This window comes from Oceanobacillus sp. FSL W7-1293 (assembly GCF_037969815.1).
GTDB lineage: Bacteria > Bacillota > Bacilli > Bacillales > Amphibacillaceae > Oceanobacillus > Oceanobacillus oncorhynchi.
The window spans coordinates 4,618,036-4,633,872 of sequence record NZ_CP150212.1 but is presented as its reverse complement, the minus strand read 5'-3'; the positions used below and the strand labels follow the sequence as shown (position 1 = coordinate 4,633,872).

Annotated in this window: 14 protein-coding genes; 7 read left to right on the top strand and 7 right to left on the bottom strand. The window is 38.0% G+C overall.

The genetic code is table 11. The features are described from left to right. Positions 1-35: 35 nt before the first annotated feature. Positions 36-1,256, top strand: coding sequence for an MFS transporter (locus tag MKY65_RS22195; protein WP_339180869.1), 1,221 nt, complete (start codon positions 36-38; stop codon positions 1,254-1,256). A 186-nt stretch (positions 1,257-1,442) separates the two neighbouring features. Here the strand turns inward: MKY65_RS22195 and MKY65_RS22190 are convergent, their stop codons facing one another. From MKY65_RS22190 to pfkB, 4 genes are all read right to left on the bottom strand, one after another. Continuing rightward, the gene (locus tag MKY65_RS22190; protein WP_339180866.1) at positions 1,443-1,946 is read right to left on the bottom strand and encodes a hypothetical protein; all 504 of its coding nucleotides are present in this window, start codon (positions 1,944-1,946) and stop codon (positions 1,443-1,445) included. 175 nt (positions 1,947-2,121) lie between these two features. Beyond that, a complete protein-coding gene (gene lacD, locus MKY65_RS22185; RefSeq protein ID WP_339180864.1) occupies positions 2,122-3,060 on the bottom strand; it encodes a tagatose-bisphosphate aldolase in 939 nt (312 codons plus the stop codon). Then, on the bottom strand, positions 3,057-4,952 hold the full coding sequence (locus tag MKY65_RS22180; protein ID WP_339180862.1) for a fructose-specific PTS transporter subunit EIIC: 1,896 nt from the start codon (positions 4,950-4,952) through the stop codon (positions 3,057-3,059). The genes lacD and MKY65_RS22180 overlap by 4 nt, the downstream gene beginning before the upstream one ends. A 17-nt stretch (positions 4,953-4,969) precedes the next feature. Beyond that, a complete protein-coding gene (gene pfkB / locus MKY65_RS22175) occupies positions 4,970-5,890 on the bottom strand; it encodes a 1-phosphofructokinase (protein WP_339180859.1) in 921 nt (306 codons plus the stop codon). A gap of 129 nt (positions 5,891-6,019) precedes the next feature. Here pfkB and MKY65_RS22170 point away from each other — a divergent pair, with 129 nt between their 5' ends. From MKY65_RS22170 to MKY65_RS22150, 5 genes are all read left to right on the top strand, one after another. Next, positions 6,020-6,796, top strand: a complete 777-nt coding sequence (locus tag MKY65_RS22170; protein ID WP_339180857.1) for a MurR/RpiR family transcriptional regulator — start codon at positions 6,020-6,022, stop codon at positions 6,794-6,796. A gap of 373 nt (positions 6,797-7,169) precedes the next feature. Continuing rightward, positions 7,170-8,411, top strand: a complete 1,242-nt coding sequence (locus MKY65_RS22165; RefSeq protein WP_339185346.1) for a dicarboxylate/amino acid:cation symporter — start codon at positions 7,170-7,172, stop codon at positions 8,409-8,411. A gap of 834 nt (positions 8,412-9,245) precedes the next feature. Next, positions 9,246-10,685 carry a transposase gene (locus tag MKY65_RS22160; protein ID WP_339180854.1) on the top strand — a complete coding sequence of 480 codons (1,440 nt, stop codon included), beginning with the start codon at positions 9,246-9,248 and terminating at the stop codon, positions 10,683-10,685. Between the two features lie 223 nt (positions 10,686-10,908). Further along, entirely contained in the window at positions 10,909-11,679 is a 771-nt protein-coding gene (locus tag MKY65_RS22155; protein ID WP_339180851.1) for an SDR family oxidoreductase, read from the top strand. 217 nt (positions 11,680-11,896) lie between these two features. After that, positions 11,897-12,202, top strand: a complete 306-nt coding sequence (locus tag MKY65_RS22150) for a hypothetical protein (RefSeq protein ID WP_339180848.1) — start codon at positions 11,897-11,899, stop codon at positions 12,200-12,202. Positions 12,203-12,271: 69 nt separating this feature from the next. On the opposite strand, the gene MKY65_RS22145 is transcribed toward MKY65_RS22150, so the two are convergent. The 3 genes from MKY65_RS22145 to MKY65_RS22135 form a co-directional block, all read right to left on the bottom strand. Next, on the bottom strand, positions 12,272-12,493 hold the full coding sequence (locus MKY65_RS22145) for a hypothetical protein (protein ID WP_339180846.1): 222 nt from the start codon (positions 12,491-12,493) through the stop codon (positions 12,272-12,274). A gap of 111 nt (positions 12,494-12,604) precedes the next feature. Continuing rightward, positions 12,605-13,057 carry a DUF2269 family protein gene (locus tag MKY65_RS22140; protein WP_212929263.1) on the bottom strand — a complete coding sequence of 151 codons (453 nt, stop codon included), beginning with the start codon at positions 13,055-13,057 and terminating at the stop codon, positions 12,605-12,607. Positions 13,058-13,119: 62 nt separating this feature from the next. Further along, positions 13,120-13,497 carry a YbaN family protein gene (locus tag MKY65_RS22135; protein WP_339180843.1) on the bottom strand — a complete coding sequence of 126 codons (378 nt, stop codon included), beginning with the start codon at positions 13,495-13,497 and terminating at the stop codon, positions 13,120-13,122. Positions 13,498-13,772: 275 nt separating this feature from the next. Between MKY65_RS22135 and MKY65_RS22130 the strand changes: the two genes are divergently transcribed. Then, positions 13,773-15,677 (top strand): helix-turn-helix domain-containing protein, encoded by a 1,905-nt coding sequence (locus tag MKY65_RS22130; protein WP_339180841.1) that lies wholly within the window; start codon positions 13,773-13,775, stop codon positions 15,675-15,677. Positions 15,678-15,837 lie beyond the last annotated feature (160 nt).

Genomic DNA, 15,837 nt, shown 5'->3' with positions numbered 1-15,837 from the left:
TATTTTATAAAAAAGCTTAAAAAAGGAGAGATGATATGAAAGAGGCTTTGGAAAGGTGGAAAAACACCTCATTATTGTTAACGGGAATTGGTGTATCTAATCTGGGAGCATGGATATACCTGATTGCATTAAATTTAATTGTTTTGGAAATGACGGGCTCTCCGCTTGCGGTTTCTGTGTTATATATTTTAATTCCGCTGGCAGCGATGTTTACTAATTTTTGGGCGGGTTCATTGATTGACCGTTGGAATCAAAAGCGTATGATGATTGGCTTAGACGTATTTCGGGCAGGCCTTATAGGTATACTTCCTTTTTTAGATTCCTTATTGCTCATCTATGTTTTGGTATTTGGAATTAATGTAGCCAGTGCGGTGTTTGAGCCGGCCTCTATTGTCTACATGACCAAATTGGTTCCAAAAGGAGATCGTCAGCGGTTCAATGCCCTTCGTAACTTTATTAATTCCTGCGGGTTTATTTTAGGACCGTCGATTGCAGGAGCATTGTTTATGGTCGGCAACCCTTCCTTTGCTATATTTATAAATGCTGCTGCATTATGTATTTCTGCCATGATAATCCTTTTCCTTCCCAATTTGCATGAACAGGGGAAAATAAGTGATAGAATCGATATCCATTCTGTCATTCACGATTGGAAGAAGATCCTTGCATATAGCGGCAATCACAAATATATTACCTTGATTTATATTCTGTTTGGGGGCGTAACAGTTTTTATGACAGGGCTGGACTCGTTAGAGGCAGCTTTTGCAATAGAGGTGCTATTGTTGGATGAAAGCACCTATGGCTTTTTAGTTAGTATTGCGGGCGCAGGGATTATAGCTGGTTCTTTGATAAATGCAATGTTTGCAAAGTACTTAAAAATTAATATGCTGATGGGGCTAGGGGTAATAGGTACGCCCGCTGGTTATTTGTTTTTTGCTTTCTCAACAGATTTTACAACAGCAGCAATCGGTTTTTTCCTGCTGACATTTGCGCTTTCTTTTGCCAACACGGGCTTCCTGACCTTTTATCAAAATAATATTCCTGTAGAGATTATGGGGCGTTTTTCAACGATTTTTGGACTAATCGAAGCGGCAAGTATTATTTTGTTGACATTAATCATTGGAATAGCAGCTGAAATAATGGACATTAGATTGGTTTATATCGTGGGTTCGTTCTTGTTTTTAGGTCTTGGTCTGTTCTCTAACACGGTGGTGCAAGGGAAGAAGAAACGAAAATATTATCAACTAAATGAAGGGTAATATATCTGTTTTTTCTGCAAGTAATGTGGTGTACGAGGTAATTAAATAACATTATAATTACCTCATACAAAGAGGGGGAACCTGTATAAACACATCATTATTTGCTTATGCGGGGATCTTCATTCGATATGTTCAATAAGATTGGTCACAGAAATAAAGGCATCGATTATGCCGCAGATGAGCAAGCTATCCTTCGTCTTCTTTAAAGAAAGAGTGAAAATAGGCATAAACAGCATTTTCCGTATCTAATACTTTGTATAGCCTTCCTTCCTGATCTGGCGGCACAACCCGTATGTATTCATTGGAGAGGTATAGATAGAGTGTATCTCCATCAGACAGGTTCATTTCTGCGGTATATTCCGGGCTATCGCTTGTAATCCGTCCGCCCTGATAAATATGGACATCTTCAATCAGCATTCGGGTGATATCATTTGATTGCTCCAATACAATTTCTTCCTCATTCTCTGATTGTACAGGCTCATCGCTAGCTAAGTGACTGGAGTCCGATTTTGTAATAGTAATCGAATCAACATGTCTCCGTTCCCCTTCCGTGGTCAGAACTTCTGTTAAAACAACGGGCAGATTTGTTGGCAGGGAAGTAAAGGATATTTTAAAGAAGAAAATAAGTGCAAGCAGGATAATGATGATAACAGCAAGGATGCTGCTGATAATAATGTATTTTTTAGGCATGGATTACGCTCCTTATAATAGGAAGTTCAAAAATCAAAATGATTTGTTTAACACGCGCGATAAGATCGTTTCATTGTTAGCATGCAACAAACTGAATAATAACATACTATTAATAAGAAGCAGAAAGGATATGACGAAAAAAACCCAGTGCGCACACTGAGCTTTTCCATCTTTGTTAGGAAATAGATGTAGCTGTTTCTTGAACCACTTTATCCAGTTCCTGAATATTTTTCACGCCTTCTGTCTGCAGCCATTTCGCAGCAGCTTCTCCATCCACGTTTTTGAATTCAGATGTTGCGCCGCTCCAAGTTGCTCTGCCGCAAAGCACACCATTAAAGGCAGATTCTGCTTCTTTGGCAAAACGCAATGTTTCCTGGAATAATTCCGGTGTAACGCCTGCACTTAAAAAGATAAACGGAAGGTTGGTGGCTTCAGACTGTTCTTTGAAAACAGCTTTTGCTTCCGCTTGGGTTTGAGCTGTATCTTCTTCCGCATAGCCTTCCACAAAGTTCATATTGACAGGAACCTCTACTTTTAACACATCCACGTTAAATCTTGACTCGCTGTAGCGTTTCATTGCTTCAATCACTTTTTTCGGTTTTACTTTCGCAAATTCCAATCCTTTTTCATTGCCAATCGAATCATCATAGGTAAGAATTTCTAAGAAAAATGGAATCTCCTCTGCGACACATTCACTGCCAACGCGTTCTACAAAAGCTTCTTTAGCTTCATTGATTTCTTTACTTTCATCTACATCCACATAGATCAATAATTTAATTGCGTCAGCGCCTGCAGTTTTCAGGTTTTTGACAGAGCAATTCGGAATTAAATCTGGGAAACGCCCAGGCTCTTGTTTATCGTAGCCTGTTTGTTCATAAGCCAATATTAATCCGCAATTTACATCTCTTTTCTTCGCTGCTGCTAATCCATATTCCGGATCAAGCAGGATAGAAGAAGCATAAGGAGTCAGTGCTTCAGAAACAATCTGTTTGAAGGCTGAAATCTGCTCGCCGGAAATATCCTCGCCCATCATTCTTCTTAGTGCACCGCGCTGGTCAATAGCAAGTGCCGAAATAATCCCCTGGTCATTTATAAGTTTTTCTAAATTTTTCATTTTTTAACGCCTCCAAGTAATAATTCTTTTATCTCCGCTTCAGATTGAGAAGCTTTTAGCTGGTTAATAAAATCTTGATTCATCAGTTTTCTGGAAAGAGCCGATAAGATATCTAAATGTTCGTTGCTGCTTCCATCTGGAACGAGAATGCTGATCACAAAGTCTGTTGGTTTTCCGTCCATTGCAGGCCAATCAATACCTTCTGTCAATTGAACGACCATCAATTTAGCTTGCTGAATTGCTTCACTTTTCACATGAGGGATAGCAATCCCATTTTCCATGCCTGTCGAGCCTTCTGCTTCTCTTTTTTGCAGACCGCGTGCTACTTTTTCTGCATCTGTTGCAATATTTAATGCTGCAGCTTTATCTGCTATAAACGTCAGAACCTCCTCTTTTGAGTGAAGGTTTTGCTGCAGATGAATTTGGTTTGTTTCTAAAAGCTCCCCCTGTTCACGTGGCGCAGGTGTTTCTTGTTGTACAGATGCAGCCGCTTGCTCAGGATTGCTTTTCTGTTGATGTCTTTTTTGTTCTAATGCCATTAAGAATCCGGAAATCACAGCACCGACTAAAATTGCCAAGACCCATAAGAAGGCATGTGTGACAACAGGCAGAACGATAAATCCGCCATGTGGTGCAGGAACTTCTACTTTAAACATATACGTCAGCATGGCAGCGATAGAAGAACCTACCATGATAATTGGGATAATGGTAAACGGACGTTTTGCTGCAAAAGGTATCGCGCCTTCTGTAATGTGCGTTGAACCTAACAGAAAGTTGACGTAGCCGGCACTTGCTTCTGCCTGGTTATAGCTGCGTCTCGCAAATAATACCGAGAATCCAGTTGCGAGCGGCGGGACGATACACGCCGCAGAAACACCTGCCATAAATAAGAAATTACCTTGTGCCAAAAGTGCTGTACCTGTTACATAGGCCGCTTTGTTGACTGGGCCGCCCATATCAAATGCACTCATAATACCTACAATCAACCCTAATAAGATTGGGTTAGAATCTTGGAAACTGCTTAGGAAGTCCATCATTCCCTGGTTGATTGCTTCCATCGGAACAGATAGGTACCACATCGCAAATCCGCCGATAAAGATACCGAGAACAGGAATTAAGAAAATAGCTTTTAAACCATCTAGTGATTTTGGCAGGTTCTTCAGTGCTTTCATAAGCAGTAAAACAAGGCCTCCAGCTAAGAAGCCGCCAACAATTCCGCCTAAAAACCCGGTGCCATTTGTATCAGCAATCATACCGACAATAAAACCAATAATAAGACCGGGTCGATTACCGATGGATTGTGCAATATAAGCACTTAAAACAGGAACCATCAACCCCATTGCCAATCCTCCGATGGTATTCATTTGTTCGGCAATAACATTATATTGAGACGATTCAGGGTCAGCTGAATAAATTCCAAACATAAAGGAAACAGCAATCATTACCCCGCCGGCAACAACTAAAGGAAGCATATGGCTGACACCATTCATCAGATGTACATAAAGCTGATGCCATATGCTGGCTGACTCTTGATTGCTGTCGCCATTTGATTGAGTGGTTTCCCCAGATCCTTTATAGACAGCTACATTCCCCGATATAGCTCTATCTATTAATTCCTCAGGGTGTTTAATACCTTTTGAAACGGAAACATTGATTACTTTTTTGCCATGAAAACGGTCGATGTCCACGTTTTTATCTGCAGCAATAATAATGACTTCTGCGTCTTTGATTTCTTGAGCAGTAAACTGATTTTCTGTTCCTCTTTGTCCATGTGTTTCGACTTTGATGGAAACGCCTTTTTCTGCTGCTGTTTTTTCAAGTGCTTCTGCAGCCATAAACGTATGCGCAATTCCTGTTGGACAGCCAGTAACGCCTAAAAAACGATATGTCATGATGTTCACCCTTTCTTTTAAATGGTTACTATTTTTACTTCTAAGTTTTGCATCAATTGATCGACATCTTTAAAATCGGTTAACCCAGAGCGGAAAGCCGTTGAAGAACCTGCCGCTACAGCTTTTTTCAATGCTGCTTCGGGGGGACTGGTCTGTAAGGTGCTGTAAAACGTAGCCAGCATCGTATCGCCGGAGCAGGCGGTGTTCACAACCTCGCCTTTCGGTGCCGGACAGTAGAGCGTTGTATCTTTACCAACAAAGTAAGCACCTTCGCCTCCCATAGAAACTAATATATTTTGACAACCTTGATCTACTAATTTTTGAGCTGCTCTCAATATTGCTTGTTCTGAGTCGAGTTCCTCCTCTGGAAACAGGGCTTGCAGCTCTTCGTCATTCGGTTTGATCAAGTAAGGCTGGTAGTGAACTAATTCACTTAAGATCGGATGGCTTATATCTAAAATCAATCGAAATCCAATATCAGAAGCATGCTTTGCGATGGAGACCAGTATGGATGGATGTACTCCCTTTGGCAGGCTGCCTGACACAAATAACACGTCATCCTTTGTAAATCCGGCAATTTTAGTTATTAATTCATCTATTTTTACATCTGTAATTTCCGGACCGCCATTAACAATTTTGTACTCACCCTGATTGGATTTTACAAATGCATTAATTCTTGTGACACCATCAACTTCAGTAAAATCAGTGCCGATATTCATTTGGTTTAGTTCATCTTGAATATAATGCCCGCTGAAACCTGCTATATAACCAATAGCTGTCGAGGGTACGCCAAGCTTTTTTAAAATAATGGATATATTGACTCCTTTGCCATTTGGCTGGAATTCATCGTATATGCTTCGGTTCACCTTATCCGGAAGAAAATCTTCCATTTCGATGAACATATCAATCGCTGTATTTAACGTGCATGTATAAATCATGGTTCATCATCCTTCCTTACTTAAAGTATGGCACGGCATGAAATGAAAATGTTTGCATTATATGTGGTATAGTTAGAAAATAGATGAAAAAGATTTCAAAAGGATGTTCGAAAAGGGTGGGTGTTTAGCATGAATTTCCAACAGCGGATTCAGCATTATTACAATGAATTAAGCAGCAGTGACAAGCATTTATTGGATTATATTGAATCGCATCATGCGACGATGGGAGAGATTTCCATCACCCAGTTGAGTGAGAAAGCAAATGTCTCCACATCCACAATTGTCCGATGCATGAAAAAACTCCACTATCGGGGGTTTACCGATTTTAAATTTCAGTTTGTTTCTGAGAAGTCAAAGCAGTTTCCGGGAGCATTGGAGAAAATAAAAAATATTGATTCCCAAATTCAATCAGCAATTTTCAAGAATCAGGAGGAAGTAACGAATACCATTAATTATCTGGATTCCTCCATTATCGAAGATGCTTTAGTTGCAGTGAAATATAGTAAAAAAATTACGATATTTGCCAGAGGCTTCTCGGAGCATATTTCCAATGAGATGGCGGTAAAGCTGCAGCTGCTGGAAAAGCATTGTGAAGAGCATACCGACCCGAATATTATTCGTATTAAATCAAAAAAGTTTACGCGTGATGATTTAGTTATCTTTGTATCGCTAAATGGGGAAACAGAAGAATTGGTAGAAGCGGCACAGTTTTGCAAGCGAAATAATGTGAAAACAATCCTGCTGACGACAAATAAGGAGAGCAGGCTGTTTCAGCTATGTGATATTAATTTGCTGGGCTATAAGTCGAAGCAGAGCTTTTTCCCGGATTATGAGGTGCGTTCCCGTCTGCCGCTGCAGGTGCTGGCCCGGATATTTCTGGATGCGTATGTGATTCGGTTTAAGTAGTTTTGGGGGCTGGTGTTTAATATTAACAATCCAGTATAAGCTGAATAATTTAAAAAACTCGTGAATCAGATTGGTTAATGTTTTATATTAATAAAAATCATTGGAGAGCAGATAAGCATTTTCTAAATGTTAATGATTAGAACTGGAATATATGACATAAGATATTCATAAAATGTAGAAACACTCGTCATCTAGAGTGAGGCTACATTTTTTTGTTATATGGAAACAAATTTTAATACTTTATGTAGTCATTAGTTGAATCTGGCAGCGACCGTTTCAGGTGATAGGCTTTAAAATGGAATTCTTTGTCTTCTTATTTCATGATAGCGCTTTCTTTTTGTGGTTAAATTTTGATTAGAGAGGGTGTCTGATGATGAAAGCTAACAACCTAACCAGAAATATACTTATCGCATTAGTAGCTGGTGCCGTGGTCGGGATGGCTCTGACATTTGCTCCTGAAAGTTTTTTTGGTCCTTTGGACAGATATGTGCTGGACCCGGTTGGTCAAATATTTATTAACCTCATTATGATGCTGGTTGTTCCTTTGGTGTTTGTGTCCATTGTTTTAGGGACAGCAGGTCTTGGCGAGCCGGCAAAATTGGGTAGAATTGGTGTTTTTACGATTACTTTCTTTTTAACAACTACGGCGATTGCCATCAGTATTGGTTTAGCATTAGCTTATCTGGTGAAGCCGGGGAGAACGGGCATATTTGAAACATCTAACCTGGGCGACTTTACACCAAGCGAGGCGCCGCCAATTATGGAAACATTGGTTAATATCATTCCGGCTAATCCGATAGCGGCTATGTCTGCTGGGGAAATGCTGCAAATTATTGCCTTTGCTGTGTTTATCGGGGTTGCCTTAGCTTATTTAAATGAAAAGACAAAAGGTATTTTTAACTTATTTGAACAAGCAAACGATATTTTAGGCTGGCTTGTTATGCTGGTAATGCGATTTGCTCCATATGGTGCTTTTGCGCTTATTGCATCAGCAATTGGCGGAGCTGGACTGGATGCGGTTGGTTCCATGTTAAGCTATATGTTAACCGTTATTGCAGGGCTGCTTCTGCATGCGTTGCTTATTTATTCTCTGGCTATCTGGTTCTTGGGGCGCAGGAATCCAATTACATTCTATAAAGGCTTCTTTCCAGCGATGACAGTAGCATTTAGCACAGCCAGTTCCAATGCAACGCTTCCTGTATCTTTAAAAGCTGCACAAGAAAATCTTGGTGTAAAGAAAGAAATCAGCAGCTTTGTACAACCGCTGGGAGCAACCATTAATATGGATGGTACAGCGATTATGCAGGCTGTTGCAACCGTATTTATTTCACAGGTGTATGATTTGCCGCTTACGATGGTTGATCTTTTAATGGTCGTGCTTGTTGCTACCTTAGCAAGTGTAGGTACAGCTGGTGTACCGGGAGTTGGTTTGATTATGCTGGCCATGGTGCTGAATCAGGTCGGTCTTCCTGTGGAGGGTATTGCATTAATCATTGGTATCGACCGTATTCTTGATATGCTGAGAACATCTCTTAATATCTCTGGAGATGCGGCGTGTGCGTATATTTTATCTGAACGGGAAAAGCGGAGAGATAAAAAGCAGGTAAATGGATAGGGATAAAGAATTGCATTTTCTTGCCTTGTCTTTGTCTCTTTAGGGATAGAAGCATCTTAGTGAAAGCAGCGTCATTCCAATAAGGATGACGCTGCTTTTCCTTTATGAATTTAGGTTCAAGAACTACTGCTTCCTTTACATGAAAAAAGATAGGATGAACCTACCTATATAAAAAACAACAGGAAGGATGGAAAAAAGGATGCCAAGTCTTTTTAATTTGAATAAATAGTAAAAAGTTGCTCCAAAAGCCCATACTGCAATAAGCAAAAAGAAGCCCATACCAAAATTATCATTATCTCCCTCCGCAATAGCTCTTCCCATGAAAAAGAAAGATAAGATGATGGTGATAAAACCTGTTATGAAGAAGTAGAGTAAAGACGAGCGATTATTGTTGCCCTTTAATTTATTTTCAGAAGTAGACTTCATGAGAAATCATCTCCTATTCAAGTGATTTATTAAAACTTTGTATAAGAAGTTCCATGTTTTCCTATTCTTCATTGTATACCCTCTAGATATTCTCTGTAAATTGATTGATTTTCATCCAAAATTGTATGTGATCAATATGAAGTTGGTTGAAACCTTTCTATCATTTCAGCCAAGAGGACTCCTTCCTCAAAAATTTCATAGAATTTTAGGTGGAAGGTGAATTGGCGATTTTAGTACTTCAACCATTTAGCTGTTAAGAAAATCCAAAGAAATAGCTAACAGCACAAGCATAATGTGAACATTCCCTAAAAAGTTGTTATTACTTTTCAGAATAGTGGCATTTTACGTCCTTTTATGATATTATGAAATGAATAGAACATATATTCTGTTTTAGGAGGTGAGAAGAAAATGTCTGCTTATAGAAGCCTGCAAATTTGGGTGAAAAAAGGACACCGGATGTATCTGTATTTTCAAAACATGTGCCAAAATGCAAAAAATATGCATAACACAACCAACTTTTATATCCGGCAGGTTTTTACAGGCCTTAAACAAGAAAAGAAACTGCAGCCGCTTCAACAAGACGTATTAGAAACGATTCAAACCCATTTACCCGAAATCAATGCCAACCAGTTGAAAGCTTACCAAAAAAGGAATGCAAAAGAACAGAAAAAAGCCGAATCAGAACAAACGGAAATCACATGTCATTTATTTGAGATGGCCTCTAAGGATCATCCATATATCTCGTACCCTTTTTTGAATGCTTTGTTTAAATCGATGAAACAGGACGATTATCAATCCTTACCGATTCAATCGAGTCAAGGCATTATGAAAATGGTCTTTCAAAATTGGAGATCTTTTTATGGCAGCTTACGGGAGTATAAAAAGAATCCCGTAAAATTTAAAGCACGTCCTAGAATACCAGGATATTGTCGTTCCAAAGAAAAAGAAATAACCTTTTCCAATCAGGATTGTGTCATAAAAGAAAATAAATTCTTGAAGTTTCCTAAAACAAAATTTCGTCTGAATATTGGAAAATTAGGTTATTCAGAAGGAAGATTTAAACAGGTTCGAGTCATTCCCAAGTATGGTCATTATGTCGTGGAATTAATTTTTCAAGTTCATGCAGAAGCAAAGTGGAAAGAATCCAAGAACCGTTTTTTATCTGTTGATTTAGGTATGGATAATCTTGCAACCATTGTCACGAATACAGGCAAAAGGCCAGTTTTAGTGAAGGGCAAAAATATCAAATCCGTCAATCAACGATATAATCAGCTAAAAGCCTATTATACAGGGATTCTCCGTCAAGGAAAAAATACAAACGAGGGTTCGTTTACATCTAAACGGTTGGAGAAAATCAGCCAAAAACGATTTCTTCAAATCAAAGATCTCTTTCATAAGGCTAGTTTTCAAATCGTGAAAATCACCTTGGAAGAGGATATTGATACCATCATTATCGGACAGAATAAGGACTGGAAACACTATTCCGATATAGGGAAAAGAAATAACCAATCCTTTACGTCCATCCCGTACAGCCTGCTTATTCAAATGATTACATACAAAGCAGAAAAGCATGGGATAACGGTGATGTTGACAGAAGAATCTTATACGTCGAAAGCAAGTTTTCTTGATAACGATGAAATCCCTATTTATGACCAAAAAAGTAAAAACGCTGTATTTTCAGGGAAGCGTATTAAACGCGGGCTTTACCTTTCGAAAAATAGGGAACGTTTTAACGCAGATGTAAATGGAGCCGCAAATATCATGCGAAAAGTTATCAAAGATGCGTTTCATCACAGCCTTTCCTGTATGGAGGCTTTACGAAGACCGGTATCTTTGATTGTAAAATAAAAGTAGTCTCAGGAGGCAGGACCAATGGGATAGCGGGGTTGGGTGTTTTCAGCACACCGATGTGTCAACTCCACTGAGGCTTAATCGTCATTTTGAAAGTCGATACCCCAGAAACCCACACTTCAAATTTAGGCTGAAATGAAGTGGCGGGAGTATTCATTTGTAGGAATATTTGTGAAGTGTTACGGTGAAACGATAGGAATAATTTTATGGAGGGGTACGAATGAGTGGTAAACTAGATGGAAAAATTGCTATTGTAACTGGTGGAACCGGCGGAATTGGTAAAGCGACTGTAGAATTATTTTTAGAAGAAGGGGCTAAAGTAGCCGCTGTAGATATTAATGAAGAAAAATTGAAAGAACTTGAGAAAGAAGTCCATTCTGAAGAAAATCTGTTAATTGTTCAAGCTGACGTCTCAAAAGAAGCAGATGTTAAAAATTATGTGGATACGGTAGTAGAGAAATTTGGCCGGATTGATATTTTATTTAACAATGCAGGAATTTTAGGAGACGTGAAGCCTTTCTTAGAACAAACCATTGATAATTTTGATAAGGTTCTCTCGGTTAACGTAAGGGGAAGTGCACTTGGTTTATTAAATGTGCTTCCAGTAATGGCAGAACAAAAATCAGGAAGTGTCATCAATACATCGTCAATTTCTGGTCTGATAGCAACCAATGGTTTTGCTCCATACGACACATCCAAACATGCGGTAAACGGTCTCACTAAAAATGCTGCAAAAGATGTTGCAAAGTATGGCATTAGAGTGAATTCCATACACCCTTCTCAAGTAGATACCGATATGGTAAAAGACGTAGAATCTGGAATTAATGCAGAAGATACAGAAAGCGTAAAATCAGAGCTTCAAGCAGCCATCCCAATGGGCAGATATGCTAAACCGGAAGAAGTAGCTAAATTAGTTTTATTCTTGGCTTCGGATGATAGCGAATTTATTACTGGATCGCAATATCGAATTGATGGCGGGTTAGTGTCATAAGGAAATGATTGAATAATTTCAACAAAATATAGTTTATTTAATAATAAAAATGGCGATTGGTTTATGACAAAATCAGTCGTCATTTTTTCTCTAGATTTCTAAGTTAAATCTGGAGTTTTCCGTTTTTTTGTTTAATAAGCTCGGTCTGCGGGAAATGATTTCTAAATATTAAAAAAAGGTATATCTTCATGGGAATTTTGATATTACGAGGTGTCGTATGAAAAAGAAAGCTCCTTTAATTGGTTATTCTCTTATCTTTCTTGGGATTGCTTTCCTTACAGCAAATACAGATGCTCTATTCAATATGTATTATCTTCATTACGTTTCCATCATTGTTGGCATAGTCATTCTTTTGATTTATTATTTAACAACCAGAAGTGAAAAAAATTTACTTTGCAGAATCGGATTCCATCAATTTGAACATATCGGCTGGGATGAGGAGGTTACATTTCGTCTTATTTATCGTTGCCAACGATGTGGTCACAAGAAAAAAGTAATCAGAAGTTCAGGCGGTGGAGTGTAGTGAGTGAAAAATAAAGTACACTTTCAATCATATAATTGGGGTGTGATATTTATACTTCCTTGTAACCAATCATAATCCACTATTATCAAACTGAAAATCTGCTCCTGGTTCCCATTCCACATCCAGGTTATCTATATACTCTCGCAGCCCGTCTTCATTACTGTCGATGCTTTCTTCATAAATGACTTCATCCATTGTCATGTTTGAAGTGTAGTAAAAGAAATAATAAACGGCACCGATGATTCCAATTAAAATGACAGCGGATATAGTTATCTTTATACTTTTTCCCACTATATACCTCCTCTTTTTATATCAGGTACCCTCTATCTTTCCTTTTTGAAACATGAAAAAAGACTGGGGGAATCCCAGTCAGATAGAAAAATAACCCTTTTTCCATAAAACTCAAAAAGGCTTGGTAATCATCAATGCAATAATAATTAAAAACAGCGTATTGATAAGATGCTCATAGAAAAATAGCCGTTTAGACAAAATGAAGTATTCTGCTGGAATATCTTCTCCCTTATGCTCCTTCAACAATGCCTTAATCGGCTTAGAGCTGGAAACTAATACCGTCGGACCGGATGCTAGCGCAAGTAAAAAAAGAACGAGGCTGGTCCAGAACCATCCTTGCTGAAAGAGGTATGTATTTAAAAACCCCATCCATAATCCGGTAACGAGTAACAAGGTACCGCCAATCATGACGAATTGATGCAATTTGTTACGGAGGGCATACGCATGCCGCAGCTCTGTCATGTTAGCAGCCTTTTTAGCAATCGGCGTCATCACAAAACCAGGTCCCATCCCTAAAATGGCAGAAAAGATATGTATAAATACGAGTATTTCATAAAATGTCATACTGTCCGTCACCTCCAAATACAAACAGCATGCCATCCTTTATGGCAACAGGTATGCCATTTCTAGACAGCATGCTTTTGAAGTGTTTTTTGTTTCAGGATAAAGCCTGTAAAGTAAGCTCCAATCAGTGCAAGCAGGATTTTTACGGCAACGAGTGGAACGACAAAAACGATTGTAAAGGATAAGGATAACCATAAAACCGATACAGCAGTGATTTTTGCTTTTAATGGAATGCCTTTTCCTGCGCGGTAATTCTTGATATAAGAGCCAAAATATTTATTTTCAAGCAGCCAATGATATAATCTTTCTGAGCTTTTCGCGTAACATGCTGCAGATAATAATAAAAATGGTGTCGTAGGTAATAGGGGTAAAATTATACCGATGATACCCAGCCCCAGTGATAAGGATCCGCAGCTGACAAAAAATGCTTTTTTCATCATAACACCTACTTCAGCTTTAAATGAAATGCTGCCAAGAACAGCAGCCAATACGTTTTTTCATAAGAGATTACTTCTATTTTACAATATAATTCCTGCCTGTGAAGGAAAATAAAATGACTAATTTGTGTAGATTCTGTGCACTGTTGAAAGGTTAATGAAGGGGGCTTTCCATAAATCATGAGAAATATGATATGAACTTTGACAACAGATAAAAAGTTATAGTAGGAGTATAATAAGACTATATGATTTTAAAAGCAGGAAAGAAGTGTTAAAAGATGTTCAGTAAACGTCAAAAAATAATCTTATCCTATATTCTGTATACAAACGTACCGATAAAACTTGATTTACTTGCAGATATGATTCAAGTTTCTATCCATACCATCCGTATGGATTTAGAAAATATGAATATACTCCTTTCTGAAACGAAAGCTCAAATACAAATTTCCAAGAAAGGGAAGTGTTATCTGGAAGAGGAAGAAAAAGAGACGGTTAAAAAGTTATTAGTGAACCCTATTTTTGTGGATAAAAATAATATTGAAAACCATGTGATTTGGGATAGAATATATACGATTATGGGGATGCTGTCCTTTGAATCAGATTATATAAGTATGGAGGAGCTTGCTGAACGGCTCTATGTTTCCAAATCAACCATTAACTTAGATATAACCGAAATTAAAAAGCTGATTAGCAGAGTTTCTGGTATACGTTTTATCGTCTCTAGTACGAAAGGATTGAAATTTAAAGGGAATGAAGAAGCTTTCCGTTACTTTTTGGCCAAGATGGTTGTTCAAGGGTTAAATTTAGAAGTGATGTTACACTATTTATTCCCTGAAGAGAATTTCGATATCATTGAAACGTATGCTAAATTGAATAAAATTTTAAAAGAGATTATGGTAAAGCATCAGTTTATTATTTCTGGAAAAGCATTTGGATTAGTGGGTGCCAGCCTTTTAATAGCCGCAATCCGGAATCAGCTGGAATATCATTTGCCGCATAATCAGGCAAATGAACCGCTATTGCCTATGATGCAAGAATTAAAGGAGCGTTTAAAAGCTGAAGCAAGGATAGCTTTTACGGATGCTGATATGATGTATTTGCAGCAATTCATCATGGAACAAAACCATCTCTACCCCTATACAAATGAGAATTGGAATGAAACTGATCAGAAAATTGTCTCGTTATTCACTCGCGTGGTTAGAGACTTCTTTCAGGTGGATTTAATGAATTATCCTGATTTTGAGAAAAATTTTTTGTTTTATATTAATCAATTAAATCAACGGGCAAAAAATGGACATGACTACACCAATTTTAATAAACGGCAAATTAATCGAATGTTTCCTATGTCGGCTAGTATTGTATCCTTTTGTCAGACCTATTTACAGGATATCGAAACAACATACTCTGATGCAGAATTGGCTTATATTACACTCTTCCTGGGCAATTTATTGGAAACGAAAGAACCAGTCTTAAAGCTATTATTTATTTCGGATGAACATACAGCACTCGTAAATTGGATTATTTCTGAAGTAACCCGTCTGATGGGAGCATCCGTACAGATCATAAATGCTATACCAACGTATCTATTCGAGGAAAAGGATGGCCTGTTTTTAAACGATGTGGATGTGATTTTAACAACAGAGCAAATCAACGTAAGCCATGGCCAAAATATTATTTTTATTCAATCCTTGTTTGGCAAAACGGAACAGGATTTTTTACAGTCGCTTCTGAATGATTATCTGAACCAGTCTAAGATGCAGAGATTGAAAGAGATAGAAAGGATAGCTATTGGGAAAGAACATTTTCTTCAGATTCCGGAGAGCATGAAAAAATTCAATGATAGTGTCCAGTACCTTCTCGAACAGCTCGGGCATAAGGAAATATTGGATAACATCGTTAGGATGGATCATCATTTTATACCCAATGATACCAAAATAGCATATGTATCGTTTATGGCAGAGCGCCCGTTCCAATCAAAGATTATCATTGGTAAATTACCAAAGAGTATAACGTATCGAAATAAGGCTATCCATACGATTGTTATCTCGATCTATTCAAAAAATGATTATGTTTTAGCAGATTCTTATTATCAGTGTATACGTTTTTTAATGGAGCCTGCCCAAAGTAACCAGATGGGGAAGGTTAAGAATTACCTTGATTTTAAGAAAATATTTGACCAATAAAGACTGTTTAGTTTTTTTAGCTGGAAAGCGAAAAAAAACTAAATGGTCTTTTTATGCTCTTCCTATTATCTTAGAACTGTAGAGAAGCTTAAAAGAAAACATCTGTAAAAGAAGATGCAGGGAATGGTTTTCCGGGTTTTGAAAGCGGATAATCTCAGTG

What these genes read in the sequence shown, in the direction of transcription:
- MKY65_RS22195 (WP_339180869.1), top strand. Translation starts at nt 36, where the DNA reads ATGAAAGAGGCTTTGGAAAGGTGGAAAAACACCTCATTATTGTTAACG.
- MKY65_RS22190 (WP_339180866.1), bottom strand. Translation starts at nt 1,946, where the DNA reads ATGCCTAAAAAATACATTATTATCAGCAGCATCCTTGCTGTTATCATC.
- lacD (WP_339180864.1), bottom strand. Translation starts at nt 3,060, where the DNA reads ATGAAAAATTTAGAAAAACTTATAAATGACCAGGGGATTATTTCGGCA.
- MKY65_RS22180 (WP_339180862.1), bottom strand. Translation starts at nt 4,952, where the DNA reads ATGACATATCGTTTTTTAGGCGTTACTGGCTGTCCAACAGGAATTGCG.
- pfkB (WP_339180859.1), bottom strand. Translation starts at nt 5,890, where the DNA reads ATGATTTATACATGCACGTTAAATACAGCGATTGATATGTTCATCGAA.
- MKY65_RS22170 (WP_339180857.1), top strand. Translation starts at nt 6,020, where the DNA reads ATGAATTTCCAACAGCGGATTCAGCATTATTACAATGAATTAAGCAGC.
- MKY65_RS22165 (WP_339185346.1), top strand. Translation starts at nt 7,170, where the DNA reads ATGAAAGCTAACAACCTAACCAGAAATATACTTATCGCATTAGTAGCT.
- MKY65_RS22160 (WP_339180854.1), top strand. Translation starts at nt 9,246, where the DNA reads ATGTCTGCTTATAGAAGCCTGCAAATTTGGGTGAAAAAAGGACACCGG.
- MKY65_RS22155 (WP_339180851.1), top strand. Translation starts at nt 10,909, where the DNA reads ATGAGTGGTAAACTAGATGGAAAAATTGCTATTGTAACTGGTGGAACC.
- MKY65_RS22150 (WP_339180848.1), top strand. Translation starts at nt 11,897, where the DNA reads ATGAAAAAGAAAGCTCCTTTAATTGGTTATTCTCTTATCTTTCTTGGG.
- MKY65_RS22140 (WP_212929263.1), bottom strand. Translation starts at nt 13,057, where the DNA reads ATGACATTTTATGAAATACTCGTATTTATACATATCTTTTCTGCCATT.
- MKY65_RS22135 (WP_339180843.1), bottom strand. Translation starts at nt 13,497, where the DNA reads ATGATGAAAAAAGCATTTTTTGTCAGCTGCGGATCCTTATCACTGGGG.
- MKY65_RS22130 (WP_339180841.1), top strand. Translation starts at nt 13,773, where the DNA reads ATGTTCAGTAAACGTCAAAAAATAATCTTATCCTATATTCTGTATACA.